Genomic DNA, 17069 nt, shown 5'->3' with positions numbered 1-17069 from the left:
CCCGAAACAAAGCGAATCGCATATCTCCAAAATGCATAACCAAATGAATAAATATGATTTATGGATATATAAATCAGCTGGTAAGGTCACTCCATCGAAGCGAGATTGCAACCCGCGAATCGCCTGAAACGCTTAAGGAATTGTCTCAATGCTGGTCGTCTCACTCGGTGGCAGTCCCAGCCTGCGCTCCCGTTCCGGGGTGCTGCTGGAACGCTCGCAACGCTGGTTGCAGGCGCAAGGGGTGGAAGTGGTGAGTTATCAGGTGCGGGACTTCCCGGCCGAAGATTTGCTTCACGCCCGCTTCGACAGCCCGAAGGTGCTCGACCTGCTGCAACAGATCGAAAACGCCGACGGCCTGTTGATCGCCACGCCGGTGTACAAGGCTTCGTTTTCCGGCGCGTTGAAGACGTTGCTGGATCTGCTCCCGGAGCGTGCCCTGAACCACAAGATTGTTTTGCCAATGGCCACCGGCGGCAGCATCGCCCACATGCTGGTGGTCGATTACGCGCTCAAGCCTGTGTTGTCCGCGCTGAAAGCCCAGGAAATGCTCCAAGGGATTTTCGCCGAGGACAGCCAGATCGCTTACGGCGAAGGCAGTGCCGCAGCACAACTGGCACCGGCGCTGGAGCAGCGACTGCATGAAGCGCTGGATCAGTTTGTCGGCGCCATGGCCCGCCGGCCGAAACCGCTGGAACCGGGCCTGTTGAACGAACGTTTGTTGAGTGCTCGCTGGAGCATTTAAGCCACACCCGCATTTGATGTAACTCACCTTACTTCGCCGCTAACGGTCAAGCAGGTGCAGCCAAAACCCAACAGCAAAAAGGAGAGCGCTATGCGCACTGTATTTTTGCGTCGTGGTCTGGTCGCTCTGTTTGCTGCGGCTGTCACCTTCGGCGCCATCACTCAAGCTCAAGCCGAGACCCTTCGCATCGGTTATCAGAAATACGGCACGCTGGTGCTGCTCAAAGCCAAGGGCACTTTGGAAAAACGTCTGGCCGCTCAAGGCGTCGACGTGCAATGGACTGAGTTCCCCGGTGGCCCGCAATTGCTTGAAGGCCTGAACGTCGGCTCGATCGACTTCGGTGTCACCGGCGAAACCCCGCCCGTCTTCGCTCAGGCGGCCGGCGCCGATCTGCTTTACGTTGCCTACGAACCGCCAGCGCCGAACAGCGAAGCGATCCTTGTGCCGAAAGACTCGCCGATCAAATCGGTAGCTGATCTCAAGGGCAAGAAAGTCGCCCTGAACAAAGGTTCCAACGTGCACTACCTGCTGGTGCGCGCACTGGAAGACGCCGGCCTCAAGTACACCGATATTCAAACCGTATTCCTGCCGCCAGCCGATGCCCGCGCCGCGTTCGAACGTGGCAGCGTCGACGCCTGGGTCATCTGGGATCCGTATCAGGCTGCGGCCGAGAAACAACTGCAAGCGCACACCCTGCGTGACGGCAAAGGCATCGTCGACAACCACCAGTTCTACCTCGCGACCAAGCCTTACGCACAGAAAAATCCCGAGGTGATCAAGACCCTCGTGGAAGAAGTGCGCGCCGTTGGCGAGTGGTCCAAAGCCAACCCTGAAGACGTGACCCAACAGGTTGCGCCACTGCTCGGTCTGCCGGCGGACATCACCCTGACCTCGGTCAAGCGCCAGGGCTACGGCGCGCTGTTCCTGACCCCGGAAGTGGTCGCCGCGCAGCAGAAAATCGCGGACACGTTCTTCCAGCTCAAGCTGATTCCCAAGCCACTGAGCATCAAGGATGTGATCTGGACACCACCGGCCGCTGTGGCTAAAGCGCAGTAATTCGAATTCCTAAGGAGACCACTCCATGAGCCTCAATATCTTCTGGTTCCTGCCTACCCACGGCGACGGCCATTACCTTGGCACCGCCGAAGGCGCTCGCGCCGTCGACCACGGTTATCTGCAACAGGTCGCGCAAGCGGCGGATCGTCTGGGCTTTGGCGGTGTGCTGATCCCCACCGGCCGCTCTTGCGAAGACTCGTGGCTGGTGGCAGCGTCGCTGATCCCGGTGACCCAGCGTCTGAAGTTCCTCGTGGCTCTGCGCCCCGGGATCATTTCCCCGACGGTGGCGGCGCGACAGGCAGCCACGCTGGATCGTCTGTCCGGCGGGCGTGCGCTGTTCAATCTGGTCACTGGTGGTGACCCGGAAGAATTGGCCGGCGACGGTCTGTTCCTCGGCCACGAAGAACGCTATCAGGCTTCGGTGGAATTCACCCGCATCTGGCGTCGTGTGCTGGAAGGCGAAACCGTGGATTACGACGGTCAGCACATCAGCGTGAAAGGCGCGAAGTTGCTCTATCCGCCGATCCAGCAACCGCGTCCGCCGCTGTACTTTGGTGGCTCCTCGGAAGCGGCGCAGGATCTCGCTGCCGAACAGGTTGAAATGGTTCTGACGTGGGGCGAGCCGCCCGCAGCAGTGGCAGAGAAAATCGAACAGGTACGTGCCAAAGCCGCCAAGCTCGGACGCACCGTGCGCTTCGGCATTCGTCTGCATGTGATCGTTCGCGAAACCAATGCTGAAGCCTGGCAAGCGGCGGATCGGCTGATCTCGCATCTGGACGACGACACCATTGCTCGTGCCCAGGCTTCCCTGGCGCGATTTGATTCGGTCGGCCAGCAACGCATGGCCGCATTGCACGGCGGCAGTCGCGACAACCTCGAAGTCAGCCCTAACCTGTGGGCCGGCGTCGGTCTGGTGCGCGGCGGTGCCGGTACCGCGTTGGTTGGCGATGGCCCGACCGTGGCCGCACGCGTGAAGGAATACGCCGATCTGGGTATCGATACCTTCATCTTCTCCGGTTATCCACACCTCGAAGAGTCGTATCGCGTCGCCGAACTGCTGTTCCCGCACCTCGACATCGAGCGTCCGGAACTACCGAAAAGCGCCGGTTATGTCAGCCCGTTCGGCGAGATGGTCGCCAACGACATTCTTCCCAAAGCCGCGTCGCAGAGCTGAGGCGCGCCATGAAGAAAATCATCCACAGCCTCGCGCCCTGGGCGTTGCCGGTGTTGTTGCTGGCGGTGTGGCAGTTGTCGGTGTCGGCGGGTTGGTTGTCGACACGGATCCTGCCGGCACCGGTGGCGGTGATCGAAGCCGGCGTGAGTCTGGTGCGCAGCGGTGAAATCTGGACGCACTTGGCCATCAGCGGCTGGCGCGCGGCCCTCGGTTTCACCATCGGCGGCAGCATCGGTCTTGCCTTGGGTTTCATCACCGGTCTGTCGAAGTGGGGCGAACGCCTGCTCGACAGTTCGGTGCAGATGATCCGCAACGTGCCGCACCTGGCACTGATTCCGCTGGTGATCCTCTGGTTCGGCATCGACGAGTCGGCGAAGATTTTTCTGGTGGCGCTGGGCACGTTGTTCCCGATTTACCTGAATACCTATCACGGCATCCGCAACGTCGATCCGGCGCTGGTGGAGATGGCGCACAGTTATGGCCTGAGCGGTTTCAGCCTGTTCTGGCAGGTGATTCTGCCGGGTGCGCTGCCTTCGATTCTGGTCGGCGTGCGCTTCGCCCTGGGCTTTATGTGGCTGACGCTGATCGTCGCCGAAACCATTTCGGCCAGCTCGGGCATCGGCTATCTGGCGATGAACGCTCGCGAGTTCCTGCAGACCGACGTGGTGGTGCTGGCGATCCTGCTTTACGCGGTGCTCGGCAAACTCGCTGACCTTGCGGCCCGAGGACTTGAGCGTGTGTGGTTGCGCTGGCACCCGGCGTATCAGGTTGCCAAAGGAGGTGCGGCATGACCGCTCAACAACCTCCACGCCTGCTGCGCGGGATTCCGCTGGCGGTGCGCAACCTGCAGAAAACCTTCGACGCGCGGAAGGTGTTGCGTGACATCGATCTGCATATTCCGGCTGGGCAGTTTGTCGCCGTGGTCGGGCGCAGTGGCTGTGGCAAAAGTACCTTGCTGCGTTTGCTCGCTGGGCTTGATCAGCCGACTGGCGGCGACTTGCTGGCCGGTTCTGCGCCGCTCAGCGATGCGCGGGAAGACACCCGATTGATGTTCCAGGAAGCACGTCTGCTGCCGTGGAAAAAGATCATCGACAACGTTGGTCTCGGTCTTAAAGGCAACTGGCGCCCGCAAGCGTTAGAGGCGCTGGAAGCGGTGGGTCTGGCGGATCGTGCCAATGAGTGGCCGGCAGCGTTATCTGGCGGACAGAAGCAGCGCGTTGCACTGGCGCGGGCGCTGATCCATCAACCGCGTCTGCTGCTGCTCGACGAACCGCTCGGCGCACTGGACGCACTGACCCGCATTGAAATGCAGCAACTGATCGAGCGTCTCTGGCAGCAACACGGCTTCACCGTGCTGCTGGTGACCCACGACGTCAGTGAAGCGGTGGCGATTGCCGACCGGGTGATTCTGATCGAGGACGGCGAAGTGGGCCTCGATCTGCATGTCGAACTGCCGCGGCCGCGAGTGCGTGGTTCGCACCGACTGGCGGCGCTGGAAACCGAAGTGCTTAACCGTGTTCTCTCCCTGCCCGGCGAACCGCCGGCGCCGGAACCTGTTTCACCACTGCCTACGCAACTGCGTTGGGCTCAATAACTCAAGCAAACGACAGGAATCATTGCCATGACTATCAAAGCCATCAACGTCCGTAACCAGTTCAAAGGCTCGATCAAGGAAATCGTCCTCGGTGACGTGCTGTCGGAAATCGACGTGCAGACCGCTTCCGGCATCGTCACTTCGGTGATTACCACCCGCTCGGTCAAAGAGCTGGAGCTGGTGGTCGGTAGCGAAGTGATCGCCTTTGTGAAATCCACCGAGGTGTCGATCGCCAAGCTGTAAGTCGGTGAGTAAAAAACAACCCCGGAGAGCGTGAGCCCTTCGGGGTTTTTTGTGCCTGGCGATCGTTCCCACGCAGAGCGTGGGAACGATCATGGCTCAGCGCTTGGGAAGATACGGTGGCAGATACAGGCCGATATAAGCATCAAACACGCGCATCCCTTCCTCGGCCATGCGCGGCGTGATCTGCCCGTGCTGCTGCACCGAACGCGCATAAACCCGGTCACCCAACTCCATCGCTAAAGCAAACACATCGACATCTTCCGGCAGCCTCGGCAATTCGAAGTGATGATCGAACAGCTTGTGCATCAGGTCGCCCAGTTCGATGTCGTGCTGACGGTCAGCCTGGGTGACTTCGGTCAGGCCGTGCTGCGCGAGGATCAACTGCCGTGCGGCGGCGTCTTCGTCGTAGATCTCCAGCATCCGCTGCTCGACCAACCGCGACAGATCACGCCAGTCACGCAAAGCTTCGTGATCGATCGGCGCTTGCAGGCAGGCGCGAAACGCGGCGTGGACATCTGCCGTCAGCGCTTCGAGCAATGCCGGGACGCTGGCGAAGAAGTGGTACACGGAGGAGGGCGGAATCTGCGCGCGCTCGGCGACGCTGTAGATCGACAGACTCGCCACACCCTCGGCGGCCAGCAGCGTGCGCGCGGCGTCGAGTATCGAATCGATGCGCGCCTGACTGCGGGCACGGGGTTTGCGGACGGGGGCGGGTCGCGTCATGGAAGTCTCCTGCGGGGCAGCGGGCATTGTACGAGCCGGCTTGTGTGTTGTCTTGTCGACCGCTTTCGTCGGAACGCCGCCCGGAGCAAGCTCGCTCCCACAGGGGAGCTTTGTATACACAGCATTCATGTTCACTGGAGATCAACTGTGGGAGCGAGCCTGCTCGCGAACCGCCGCAGGCGGCCATAAAAAAACGCCGTTGACTGAATCAGCCAACGGCGTTTTTCCTGAAGCTACAACCGCTTAAACGGTATGCAGATACCAGTTGTACTCAAGGTCAGAGATGGAGTGTTCGAACTCCTCCAGCTCGCTTTCCTTGCAGGCGACGAAGATATCGATGTATTTCGGATCGATGTACTTGGCCATCACCTCGCTGTCGTCCAGCTCACGCAGGGCATCGCGCAAGTTGTTCGGCAGGCTTTGTTCGTTCTGCTCGTAGCTGTTGCCTTCGACAGGCGCGCCCGGTTCGATCTTGTTGGTCAGACCGTGATGCACACCGGCCAATACAGAAGCCATTAACAGGTACGGGTTGGCGTCGGCACCGGCGACGCGGTGCTCGATACGTACGGCATCGGACGAGCCGGTCGGTACGCGAATCGCCACGGTGCGGTTGTCCAGACCCCAGCACGGCGAGTTCGGCACGTAGAACTGTGCGCCGAAACGACGGTACGAGTTGACGTTCGGGCAGAGGAAAGCCATCTGCGCGGGCAGGGTCTCGAGCACACCGCCGATCGCGTGACGCAGCGCGGCGTTCTGCTCGGGATCCTCGCTGGCAAAAATGTTTTTGCCTTCTTTATCCAGAATCGAGATGTGTACGTGCAGACCATTACCTGCCTGGCCCGGGTACGGCTTGGCCATGAAGGTGGTGTCCATTTCATGGTCGTAGGCGATGTTCTTGATCAGGCGCTTGAGCAGTACCGCGTAGTCGCAGGCCTTGATCGGGTCGGCTACGTGGTGCAGGTTCACTTCGAACTGCGCCGGGGCACTTTCCTTGACGATGGCGTCGGCCGGAATGCCTTGCTCTTTGGCGCCTTCCAGAATGTCCTGGAGGCAGTCGACGTATTCGTCGAGGTCGTCGATCAGGTAGACCTGGGTCGAGTGCGGGCGTTTGCCGGAGATCGGCGAGCGTGGCGGCTGAGGACGGCCGTTCACGTTTTCCTGGTCGATCAGGTAGAACTCGAGTTCAAATGCGGCGCAAATGGTCAGGCCCAGTTCGTCAAACTTTGCAACAACTTGACGGAGCACTTCGCGCGGATCGGCGAAGAACGGGTCGCCTTCGAGTTCGTGCATGGTCATCAACAGTTGCGCGGTCGGGCGCTTCTGCCATGGCTCGTTGCACAGGGTATCGGGGATTGGATAGCAGATGCGATCGGCGTCGCCGATGTCCAGGCCCAGGCCGGTGCTCTCCACCGTCGAACCGTTGATATCCAGAGCAAATAGAGAGGCCGGCAGGTTGATGCCTTTCTCGTAAACCTTGTGGAGGCTGGTGCGTTCAATGCGCTTGCCGCGCACCACACCATTCATATCCGCAATCAGAAGGTCAACGTACAGAACCTCAGGATGTTCCTTAAGGAACGCGTTCGCTTCGTTAAGCTGAACGGCACGCGGGGGTACCGACATGATGCAACACCTTTGTTGTTAAAAATATCAATCATTGATCTTTTCTGGTTTCAGTCAACCCGAACGGCCTGCCGAAGTCAAGCGAGGCCTTTTTTGCCCTAAAAAAGCGCTGCAAGGGCATTTATGGGGCACTTTTGGGCGGTTTTTAGTCCTTGTGACGCTTGGCACCCGCGGGCTTGAGCAGGCCGTGTTGTATTTTTTACGGGGGTGTTGTGTAAAAAAATGAACAAGGCTAAGCTCCGATCAAACCCATAACAGCAATAATACCGGGGTGCTTCATGTCTCGCCTGCCGTTAATCGGCATCACCGACTGCTCGCAACAGTCCGGTCTGCATGCTCATCACATCAGTGGCGACCAATCCGTCGGTAGCGCAGCCAGCATGGTTCGCCCGTTAGCGACGATGTTCCCGTCCATGGCCGTTCAAGTGCCAGCGTCCGATATTCTGGACGTATGGGAAAGCATCCTGTTTATGGCGTCTCCTTTCAATATAGATCGCTTTCACTTCCAAAGCCTGTGCGGCTTCCCCAGCCGTGCTCGTGATTCTGCACGCCTTGAGTGTGCACAGGAAATGCAACGCCAGCGTAAAGGGCAGGTAAGCTCCTCTTTCATTGTCTATGCGCGGTGCCAGGCGTAAGCCGGCACTGCGCGAGCAAGCCCCCCTTTAACGCGACGCTCAAAGCGTCAAACTTTGCCTGACATCCTGTCAGGAGACTCAGCCCAGAGGCATTTATGAGTAACAACCTCGACCAGCTCACCGATTGGTTGAAAGACCACAAGATCACAGAAGTCGAATGCATGATCGCCGACTTGACCGGTATCACCCGGGGCAAGATCTCGCCGACCAACAAGTTCATCGCCGAAAAAGGCATGCGCCTGCCCGAGAGCGTGCTGTTGCAGACAGTGACCGGCGACTACGTCGAAGACGACATCTATTACGAACTGCTCGACCCGGCCGACATCGACATGATCTGCCGTCCCGACCAGAACGCCGTGTACCTGGTGCCGTGGGCCATCGAGCCAACTGCTCAAGTGATCCACGACACCTACGACAAGCAAGGCAACCCGATCGAGCTGTCGCCGCGCAACGTCCTCAAGAAAGTTCTGAAGCTCTATGCCGACAAGGGCTGGCAGCCGATCGTCGCGCCGGAAATGGAGTTCTACCTGACCAAGCGCAGCGACGACCCTGATTATCCGTTGCAGCCGCCGATTGGCCGTTCGGGCCGTCCGGAAATCGGTCGTCAGTCGTTCTCCATTGAAGCGGCGAACGAATTCGATCCGCTGTTCGAAGACGTCTACGACTGGTGCGAACTGCAGGAGCTGGACCTCGACACGCTGATCCACGAAGACGGCACGGCGCAGATGGAAATCAACTTCCGTCACGGTGACGCACTGTCGCTGGCCGACCAGATCCTGGTGTTCAAGCGCACCATGCGCGAAGCCGCGCTCAAGCACGACGTGGCCGCAACCTTTATGGCCAAGCCGATGACCGGCGAGCCGGGCAGTGCGATGCACTTGCACCAGAGCATCATTGACATCGAGACCGGCAAAAACGTCTTCTCTAATGAAGACGGGACCATGAGCCAGTTGTTCCTGCACCACATCGGTGGTTTGCAGAAATTGATCCCGGAATTGCTGCCGCTGTTCGCGCCGAACGTCAACTCGTTCCGCCGCTTTCTGCCGGATACCTCGGCACCGGTGAACGTGGAGTGGGGCGAAGAGAACCGCACCGTTGGCCTGCGCGTACCGGATGCCGGCCCGCAGAACCGCCGTGTGGAAAACCGCTTGCCGGGCGCGGACGCCAACCCGTACCTGGCGATTGCCGCGAGCCTGCTCTGCGGCTACATCGGCATGGTCGAAGGCCTCAACCCGAGCGCGCCGGTGGTGGGCCGTGGTTATGAGCGCCGCAACCTGCGCCTGCCACTGACCATCGAAGACGCGCTGGAACGTATGGAAAACAGCGCGACCATCGAGAAGTACCTGGGCAAAACCTTCATCACTGGCTACGTCGCGGTAAAACGGGCCGAGCATGAAAACTTCAAGCGCGTGATCAGTTCCTGGGAGCGTGAGTACCTGCTCTTCGCCGTCTGATACGCCAGGCGCGGCTGGCAGCCGCCGCGCCTTCACCGATAACAAGGAGAATTGGCATGACCAGCAACAACCCGCAAACCCGCGAGTGGCAAGCACTCAGCAATGATCACCACCTGGCCCCGTTCAGCGACTTCAAGCAGCTGAAAGAGAAAGGCCCGCGGATCATCACCAACGCCAAGGGCGTTTACCTGTGGGACAGCGAAGGCAACAAGATTCTCGACGGCATGGCCGGTCTGTGGTGCGTGGCTATCGGTTATGGTCGCGATGAGCTGGCCGACGCGGCCGCCAAACAGATGCGCGAACTGCCGTACTACAACCTGTTCTTCCAGACCGCGCACCCGCCAGCGCTGGAACTGGCCAAGGCAATCGCCGACGTGGCGCCGGAAGGCATGAACCATGTGTTCTTCACCGGTTCCGGCTCCGAAGGCAACGACACCATGCTGCGCATGGTCCGCCACTACTGGGCGATCAAAGGCCAGCCAAACAAGAAAGTCATCATCAGCCGCAAGAACGGTTATCACGGTTCGACCGTGGCCGGCGCGAGTCTCGGTGGCATGACTTATATGCACGAACAAGGCGACTTGCCGATCCCGGGCATCGTCCATATCGCGCAGCCTTACTGGTTCGCTGAAGGGGGCGACATGTCCCCGGAAGAGTTCGGTATCTGGGCGGCCAACCAGCTGGAAGAGAAGATTCTCGAAGTCGGCGTCGACAACGTCGGTGCCTTTATTGCCGAGCCGATCCAGGGCGCCGGCGGCGTGATCATTCCGCCAGACAGCTACTGGCCGCGCATCAAGGAAATCCTCGCCAAGTACGACATCCTGTTCGTGGCAGACGAAGTGATTTGTGGTTTCGGCCGTACCGGTGAGTGGTTCGGTAGCGATTTCTACGACCTTGCGCCCGACATGATGACCATCGCCAAAGGCCTGACCTCCGGTTATATCCCGATGGGCGGCCTGATTGTCCGTGACTCCGTTGTTGCGGTGCTCAACGAAGGTGGCGATTTCAACCACGGCTTCACCTACTCCGGTCACCCGGTGGCAGCAGCAGTGGGCCTGGAAAACATCCGCATCCTGCGCGACGAAAAAATTATCGAGAACGCGCACAACGAAACGGCACCGTATTTGCAGAAACGTCTGCGGGAACTGAACGATCACCCGTTGGTGGGTGAAGTTCGCGGAGTCGGTCTGTTGGGCGCGATCGAGCTGGTGCAGGACAAGGCCACGCGCAAGCGTTATGAAGGCAAGGGCGTCGGCATGATCTGCCGCCAGTTCTGCTTCGACAACGGCCTGATCATGCGCGCTGTGGGCGACACCATGATCATCGCGCCGCCGCTGGTGATCAGCAAAGCCGAGATCGATGAGCTGGTTACAAAGGCACGCAAGTGTCTGGACCTGACCCTCAGTGCGTTGCAGGGCTAAGTGCTAGGCTTTGAGCGGGGGAGCCGTGGCGCTCGCGCTCAAAGCTGTCAGAAAGGCTGGTCTTTTCTTGAAAGACCGCCTCGGATCTTGCCAGACTAGCCGCGGTTCCAGTTGTCCGGGTTCGGCCGCTGAACAAAGTGGTTCAAAAAAGAAAAATTTGGAGCATTAACGCATGAAGGCATTAGGCAAAAAGCTCGCTGGCAAGACTCTGCTCGCCATGTCCCTGATGGGAGTCATGGCGGCTGCGGCTCAGGCGGACGACAAGGTGTTGCACGTCTACAACTGGTCCGACTACATCGCCCCGGACACTGTGGCCAACTTCGAAAAAGCCACCGGGATCAAAGTCGTCTATGACGTCTTCGACAGCAACGAAACCCTGGAAGCCAAGCTGCTGGCCGGCAAGTCCGGTTACGACATTGTGGTGCCTTCCAATAACTTCCTCGCCAAGCAGATCAAGGCCGGTGTTTACCAGGAGCTGGACAAGTCCAAGCTGCCAAACTGGAAGAACCTCGACGAAGACCTGCTCAAGGCTGTTGGCGATGCCAGCGACCAAGGCAACAAGCACGCGTTCCCGTACATGTGGGGCTCGATCGGCATCGGCTACAACCCGGCCAAGGTCAAGGCAGCGCTGGGCATCGACAAAATCGATTCCTGGGACGTGGTGTTCAAGCCTGAAAACATCGAGAAGCTCAAAAGCTGCGGCGTAAGCTTCCTCGACGCACCGACCGAAATGATTCCGGCGGCGTTGCACTATCTGGGCAAGCCGACCAACAGCAAGGACAAGGCTGACCTGAAAGCCGCCGAAGACCTGTTCCTGAAGATTCGTCCTTCGGTTGCCTACTTCCATTCCTCCAAGTACATCTCCGACCTGGCCAACGGCAACATCTGCGTCGCCGTCGGTTACTCGGGTGACCTGGAACAATCCAAGACCCGCGCCCAGGAAGCCGGAGACAAGGTCAAGCTGGCCTACACCATTCCAAAAGAAGGTGCTGGCACGTTCTACGACATGGTCGCCATTCCCAAGGATGCCGAAAACGTCGAAGCCGCCTACAAGTTCATGAACTACCTGCTTGAGCCGCAAGTGATGGCCGGCATCACCAACGCCGTGCGTTTCCCGAACGGCAACAAAGCTGCCACGCCACTGGTGGACAAGGACATCACCAGCGATCCGAGCATCTACCCGTCGGCTGAAGTGAAGAAACAGCTCTACGCGATCAGCGATCTGGACGCAGCGACCCTGCGCCTGATCACTCGCAGCTGGACCAAGATCAAATCCGGTAAATAAGCCGGTTTGACGCAACAACCGCTGGCCGTCGTCCCCGCGAGGGCGGCCAGCGGATTAATTAAATGACAGGAAGTTTTGCAGGAACGGTTTTTCGAGGGTAAGTTGCGCGCCGGTTTTGTTGCCGGGCAGCCATGGCTGTCATGCAGCGCGGGGCAACTTGGGCCCAACTAATTTAGAGGACCTCCACTTGCCTATTTTTTCTTCTTTGCGCAAAGCCCTGCTGGCCACTGCCGGCCTGACGATCGCTGTCGGAGCCCAGGCCGCCGGTACGGTGCATATTTATAACTGGTCCGATTACATCGGCGAGACCACGCTGGCCGATTTCCAGAAAGAAACCGGGATCAAACCGGTCTACGACGTCTTCGATTCCAACGAAACCCTGGAAGGCAAGCTACTGGCCGGGCGTACCGGTTACGACGTGGTCGTGCCGTCGAACCACTTCCTCGGCAAGCAGATCAAGGCGGGGGCGTTCCAGAAGCTTGACCGTGCGCAACTGCCGAACTACGCCAATCTCGACCCGGCGCTGCTCAAGCGTCTGGAGCAGAACGATCCGGGCAACCTGTACGCCGTGCCGTACCTGTGGGGCACCAACGGCATTGGTTACAACGTCGATAAAGTGAAGGCTGTACTGGGTGTCGACAAGATCGATTCGTGGGGCGTTTTGTTCGAGCCTGAGAACATCAAGAAGCTGCAAAGCTGCGGCGTGGCATTCCTCGATTCGGCGGATGAAATGATGCCGACCGTGCTCAACTATCTGGGCCTGAATGCCAACAGCACCAATCCGAAGGACTACGAAAAAGCCACCGACAAATTGCTCGCGGTGCGTCCTTACGTGACCTACTTCCACTCGTCGAAATACATCGGTGATCTGGCCAACGGCGACATCTGTGTGGCCATCGGTTTCTCCGGCGATATCTTCCAGGCGAAGAACCGCGCAGCCGAAGCCAAGAAGGGCGTGAACATCGCCTACACGGTGCCGAAAGAGGGTGGCGCATTGTGGTTCGACATGCTGGCAATCCCCAAGGATTCGTCGAACGTGAAGCAGGCCCATGCCTTCATCAACTATCTGCTGAAACCTGAGGTGATCGCTCAGGTCAGTGATTACGTCGGTTACGCCAACCCCAACCCGGGTTCGGACAAGTTGATGGAGCAATCCATCCGCACCGATGCGTCGGTGTATCCACCGCAGGCCGTTATCGACAAGGCCTACGTATCGACCGAGTTGCCACCGAACATTCAGCGTCTGATGACCCGCAGCTGGACCAAGGTCAAGTCGGGGATGTAAGGCACACACTATCCTGGGTTCGCCTTGCGGGGCGAACTGCATTGTTTTTTTCTGGGAGTTTCGTAAATGGCAGTTGCCTCCGGCGCCTATAAGAAAGCCCTCGAGGGCGACCAGACACCGAAACAGGTGTTGGTCAAAATCGACCGGGTCACGAAGAAGTTCGACGAGACGATTGCCGTGGACGATGTGTCCCTGGAAATCAAGAAGGGCGAGATCTTCGCCTTGCTCGGCGGTTCGGGATCGGGCAAATCCACTCTGCTGCGGATGCTGGCAGGGTTCGAACGGCCCACGGAGGGGCGGATTTTCCTCGACGGCGTCGACATCACCGACATGCCGCCGTACGAACGTCCGATCAACATGATGTTCCAGTCGTACGCCTTGTTCCCGCACATGACCGTGGCGCAGAACATCGCCTTCGGCCTGCAGCAGGACAAGATTCACAAGACCGAGGTCGACGACCGTGTAGCCGAGATGCTCAAGCTGGTGCAGATGAGCCAGTACGCCAAGCGCAAGCCGCATCAATTGTCGGGCGGTCAGCGTCAGCGTGTGGCGCTGGCACGTTCGCTGGCCAAGCGACCGAAGTTGCTGCTGCTCGATGAGCCGATGGGCGCACTGGACAAGAAACTGCGTTCGCAGATGCAGCTGGAACTGGTGGAAATCATCGAGCGCGTCGGCGTGACTTGCGTGATGGTGACCCACGACCAGGAAGAGGCCATGACCATGGCCGAGCGCATCGCGATCATGCACCTGGGCTGGATCGCCCAGATCGGCAGCCCGATCGACATCTACGAAACCCCGACCAGCCGTCTGGTCTGCGAATTCATCGGTAACGTCAACATCTTCGAAGGTGAAGTGATCGACGACGCCGAAGGCCACGCGACCATCACCTGTAAGGATCTCGATCGGCAGATCTACGTTGGCCATGGCATCAGCACCTCGGTGCAAGACAAGTCCGTGACCTACGCGATCCGTCCGGAGAAGCTGCTGGTCACCGCCGACCAGCCGACCTGCGAGTACAACTGGTCCAGCGGCAAGGTGCACGACATCGCCTACCTCGGCGGGCACTCGGTGTTCTACGTCGAATTGCCGAGCGGCAAACTGGTGCAGTCGTTCGTCGCCAACGCCGAACGTCGCGGCGCGCGTCCGACCTGGGGCGATCAGGTCTACGTGTGGTGGGAAGACGACAGCGGCGTGGTACTCCGCTCATGAACATGCGCAAATTCAAACGCCGCATCAACCGAATAATCCCCAATGGCCGGCAACTGGTCATCGGGGTTCCGTTCATCTGGCTTTTTCTGTTCTTCATGCTGCCGTTCTTCATCGTCCTGAAGATCAGTTTCGCCGAAGCCGACGTGGCCATTCCGCCGTACACCGAGATTTACACCTACGCCGAGCAGAAGCTGCAACTGCTGCTGAACCTGGGCAACTACGCGATGCTGGCGGGCGACGAGTTGTACATCGCCGCTTACCTCGGCTCGTTGAAGATGGCGTTCATCAGCACCGTCCTCTGTCTGCTGATCGGCTACCCGATGGCCTACGCCATCGCCACCGCCCGTAAAGAGCTGCAAACGGTGTTGGTATTGCTGATCATGATGCCGACCTGGACCGCAATCCTGATCCGCGTTTACGCGTGGATGGGCATCCTCAGCAACAACGGTCTGCTCAACGGTTTCCTGATGAGCATGGGCTTGATCGACGAGCCGCTGCAGATCCTCAACACCAACCTCGCGGTGTACATCGGCGTCGTTTATTCGTACCTGCCGTTCATGATCCTGCCGCTGTACGCCAATCTGGTGAAGCACGACAACAGTCTGCTCGAAGCGGCTTCGGACCTCGGCTCGAGTACTTTCAACAGCTTCTGGAAGATCACTATTCCGCTGTCCAAGAACGGCATCATTGCCGGCTGCATGCTGGTGTTTATCCCCGTGGTCGGTGAGTTCGTGATCCCGGAACTGCTTGGCGGTCCGGAAACCCTGATGATCGGCAAGGTGCTGTGGCAAGAGTTCTTCAACAACCGTGACTGGCCGGTGGCGTCCGCGCTGGCGGTGGTGATGCTGGCGATCCTGATTGTGCCGATCATCCTGTTCAACCGCAGTCAGGCCAAGGAAATGGAGGGTAAAGAATGAAGCGCTTCCGTTTCTCCAGCCTGATGCTGGTTCTGGGTTTGTTGTTTATCTACCTGCCGATGCTGATCCTGGTGATCTACTCGTTCAACGCCTCGAAATTGGTGACGGTGTGGGGCGGCTGGTCGATCAAGTGGTACGTCGGCCTGCTCGACAACACGCAACTGATGGGCTCGGTGCTGCGCTCGCTGGAAATCGCCTGCTACACCGCGGTCGCCGCGGTGGCGCTGGGTACGCTGGCAGCGTTCGTGCTGACCCGTATCACCCGCTTCAAGGGCCGCACGCTGTTCGGCGGTCTGGTCACAGCGCCGTTGGTGATGCCGGAAGTGATCACCGGTCTGTCGCTGTTGCTGCTGTTCGTGGCCATGGCGCAGATGATCGGCTGGCCGCAGGAACGTGGCATCGTCACCATCTGGATCGCTCACACCACGTTCTGTGCGGCGTATGTGGCGGTGGTGGTGTCGGCGCGTCTGCGTGAGCTGGACCTGTCGATCGAAGAAGCGGCCATGGACCTCGGTGCACGACCGTGGAAGGTGTTCTTCCTGATCACCATCCCGATGATCGCGCCATCGCTGGCGGCGGGCGGCATGATGTCGTTCGCGCTGTCGCTGGATGACCTGGTACTGGCGAGCTTCGTCTCGGGTCCTGGTTCGACGACCTTGCCGATGGAAGTGTTCTCGGCAGTGCGTCTGGGTGTGAAGCCTGAGATCAACGCCGTGGCGAGCCTGATTTTGCTCGCGGTATCGATCGTGACCTTCATGGTCTGGTTCTTCAGCCGCCGTGCCGAAGAAGCGCGCAAGAAAGCCATCCAGCAAGCCATCGAAGAAAGCGCAGCCGATTCGTGGAAGCAGCCGGACGTGCGTCGCGCCCCGGCGCCGGAAGCGGCGTAAGCAATATCGGGTTGGCCTCCACCTAGAGGCCAACCCAAATTCAAATGTAGGAGTGAGCGTGCTCGCGATAGCGGTGTATCGGCCAGGAAGTTTTCAGCTGACACACCGCTATCGCGAGCAGGCTCACTCCTACAATGGGATTTATGCCGTCCAGGGAGATTGGCGGATGACTTCAACAAAGTTCATCGGCTTGAACCCCGGCTGCTGATCCTTCAGGACATCAGTCTTCACATTGCCAAACGTCGTCTGCGGACGATGCCGCAAGCCATCGGCAAACGCGCAGATAATGCACTCCTTGAAACCGTCCCCACGCGGGTGCGCATGCACCACCGCTTCGCGCTGCACAGTGCTGAACGCTGCGTAATCCATCCCCAGTACATCCATTTCCACACCAGCGGTGACCAGCGCTACGGTCGGGCGCAGATGCTTCGGCACGCCCGGCGTGGTGTGCAGGGCAATCGACAGCCACACCTGTTCGATGTCGTCATCGCTCAACCCGTACGGTTTGAGAAACGCCGCGGCGGCGTTGGCGCCGTCCACCTCAAAACGCTCGTCATCACTGCGATGACCTTCGACCAGACCGAGGTCATGGAACATCGCGCCGACGTACAACAACTCCGGGTTGTAGGCCAGTTGCTGGCGCTCGCCGCTCAACGCACCGAACAGAAAGACCCGGCGGGAGTGGTGGTAGAGCAGGTCGGATTCGATGTCGCGGATGTATTCGGTGGTGGCCCGGGCGAGGGCGCTGTCAGGGATTTTGATGCCGGCGATGGTTGTGGTCATGGCAAGTTTCCTCATTGGAACGCCGTCGTGGCGCTGATGGG

The 17069-nt window shown here is 59.3% G+C and carries 17 protein-coding genes; 14 read left to right on the top strand and 3 right to left on the bottom strand.

Annotated features, from left to right (window positions below):
• The first annotated feature begins 148 nt into the window (after nucleotides 1-148).
• From ssuE to J0G10_RS29390, 6 genes are all read left to right on the top strand, one after another.
• A complete protein-coding gene (ssuE, locus tag J0G10_RS29415) occupies nucleotides 149-742 on the top strand; it encodes an NADPH-dependent FMN reductase (RefSeq protein WP_007913832.1) in 594 nt (197 codons plus the stop codon).
• A gap of 90 nt (nucleotides 743-832) precedes the next feature.
• Nucleotides 833-1798 carry a sulfonate ABC transporter substrate-binding protein gene (locus J0G10_RS29410; RefSeq protein WP_038358995.1) on the top strand — a complete coding sequence of 322 codons (966 nt, stop codon included), beginning with the start codon at nucleotides 833-835 and terminating at the stop codon, nucleotides 1796-1798.
• A 25-nt stretch (nucleotides 1799-1823) separates the two neighbouring features.
• A complete protein-coding gene (ssuD, locus tag J0G10_RS29405; RefSeq protein WP_122604480.1) occupies nucleotides 1824-2972 on the top strand; it encodes an FMNH2-dependent alkanesulfonate monooxygenase in 1149 nt (382 codons plus the stop codon).
• Between the two features lie 8 nt (nucleotides 2973-2980).
• Nucleotides 2981-3763 carry an aliphatic sulfonate ABC transporter permease SsuC gene (gene ssuC / locus J0G10_RS29400; protein ID WP_095049408.1) on the top strand — a complete coding sequence of 261 codons (783 nt, stop codon included), beginning with the start codon at nucleotides 2981-2983 and terminating at the stop codon, nucleotides 3761-3763.
• Nucleotides 3760-4566: an aliphatic sulfonates ABC transporter ATP-binding protein gene (gene ssuB / locus J0G10_RS29395; protein ID WP_220557145.1), complete on the top strand. Its 807-nt coding sequence runs from the start codon at nucleotides 3760-3762 to the stop codon at nucleotides 4564-4566. The genes ssuC and ssuB overlap by 4 nt, the downstream gene beginning before the upstream one ends.
• Nucleotides 4567-4593: 27 nt before the next feature.
• Entirely contained in the window at nucleotides 4594-4809 is a 216-nt protein-coding gene (locus tag J0G10_RS29390) for a TOBE domain-containing protein (RefSeq protein WP_003229256.1), read from the top strand.
• 96 nt (nucleotides 4810-4905) lie between these two features.
• On the opposite strand, the gene J0G10_RS29385 is transcribed toward J0G10_RS29390, so the two are convergent.
• Entirely contained in the window at nucleotides 4906-5532 is a 627-nt protein-coding gene (locus tag J0G10_RS29385; RefSeq protein WP_034151970.1) for a TetR/AcrR family transcriptional regulator, read from the bottom strand.
• Between the two features lie 243 nt (nucleotides 5533-5775).
• Nucleotides 5776-7152, bottom strand: a complete 1377-nt coding sequence (locus J0G10_RS29380) for a glutamine synthetase family protein (protein ID WP_007913842.1) — start codon at nucleotides 7150-7152, stop codon at nucleotides 5776-5778.
• Between the two features lie 278 nt (nucleotides 7153-7430).
• Here J0G10_RS29380 and J0G10_RS29375 point away from each other — a divergent pair, with 278 nt between their 5' ends.
• From J0G10_RS29375 to J0G10_RS29340, 8 genes are all read left to right on the top strand, one after another.
• Nucleotides 7431-7787: a glutamine amidotransferase gene (locus J0G10_RS29375; protein ID WP_095049410.1), complete on the top strand. Its 357-nt coding sequence runs from the start codon at nucleotides 7431-7433 to the stop codon at nucleotides 7785-7787.
• 95 nt (nucleotides 7788-7882) lie between these two features.
• Nucleotides 7883-9241, top strand: a complete 1359-nt coding sequence (locus tag J0G10_RS29370) for a glutamine synthetase family protein (RefSeq protein ID WP_034151968.1) — start codon at nucleotides 7883-7885, stop codon at nucleotides 9239-9241.
• A 56-nt stretch (nucleotides 9242-9297) separates the two neighbouring features.
• A complete protein-coding gene (locus J0G10_RS29365; RefSeq protein ID WP_095049411.1) occupies nucleotides 9298-10662 on the top strand; it encodes an aspartate aminotransferase family protein in 1365 nt (454 codons plus the stop codon).
• A 172-nt stretch (nucleotides 10663-10834) separates the two neighbouring features.
• Nucleotides 10835-11947, top strand: coding sequence for a polyamine ABC transporter substrate-binding protein (locus J0G10_RS29360; RefSeq protein ID WP_007913851.1), 1113 nt, complete (start codon nucleotides 10835-10837; stop codon nucleotides 11945-11947).
• A gap of 187 nt (nucleotides 11948-12134) precedes the next feature.
• Nucleotides 12135-13232 carry a polyamine ABC transporter substrate-binding protein gene (locus J0G10_RS29355; protein ID WP_095125825.1) on the top strand — a complete coding sequence of 366 codons (1098 nt, stop codon included), beginning with the start codon at nucleotides 12135-12137 and terminating at the stop codon, nucleotides 13230-13232.
• A 66-nt stretch (nucleotides 13233-13298) separates the two neighbouring features.
• Nucleotides 13299-14441 (top strand): ABC transporter ATP-binding protein, encoded by a 1143-nt coding sequence (locus J0G10_RS29350; RefSeq protein WP_095049413.1) that lies wholly within the window; start codon nucleotides 13299-13301, stop codon nucleotides 14439-14441.
• Nucleotides 14442-14476: 35 nt separating this feature from the next.
• Nucleotides 14477-15358, top strand: a complete 882-nt coding sequence (locus J0G10_RS29345) for an ABC transporter permease subunit (RefSeq protein WP_176471306.1) — start codon at nucleotides 14477-14479, stop codon at nucleotides 15356-15358.
• Complete coding sequence (locus J0G10_RS29340) at nucleotides 15355-16245, top strand: ABC transporter permease subunit (RefSeq protein ID WP_093429780.1); 891 nt, start codon at nucleotides 15355-15357, stop codon at nucleotides 16243-16245. The genes J0G10_RS29345 and J0G10_RS29340 overlap by 4 nt, the downstream gene beginning before the upstream one ends.
• Nucleotides 16246-16386: 141 nt before the next feature.
• On the opposite strand, the gene J0G10_RS29335 is transcribed toward J0G10_RS29340, so the two are convergent.
• Nucleotides 16387-17028, bottom strand: coding sequence for an HD domain-containing protein (locus tag J0G10_RS29335; protein WP_095049415.1), 642 nt, complete (start codon nucleotides 17026-17028; stop codon nucleotides 16387-16389).
• Nucleotides 17029-17069: the final 41 nt, after the last annotated feature.

It is taken from the genome of Pseudomonas germanica (genome assembly GCF_019614655.1).
Taxonomy (GTDB): Bacteria; Pseudomonadota; Gammaproteobacteria; order Pseudomonadales; family Pseudomonadaceae; genus Aquipseudomonas; species Aquipseudomonas neuropathica.
This window is presented reverse-complemented; position numbering and strand designations above follow the sequence as displayed.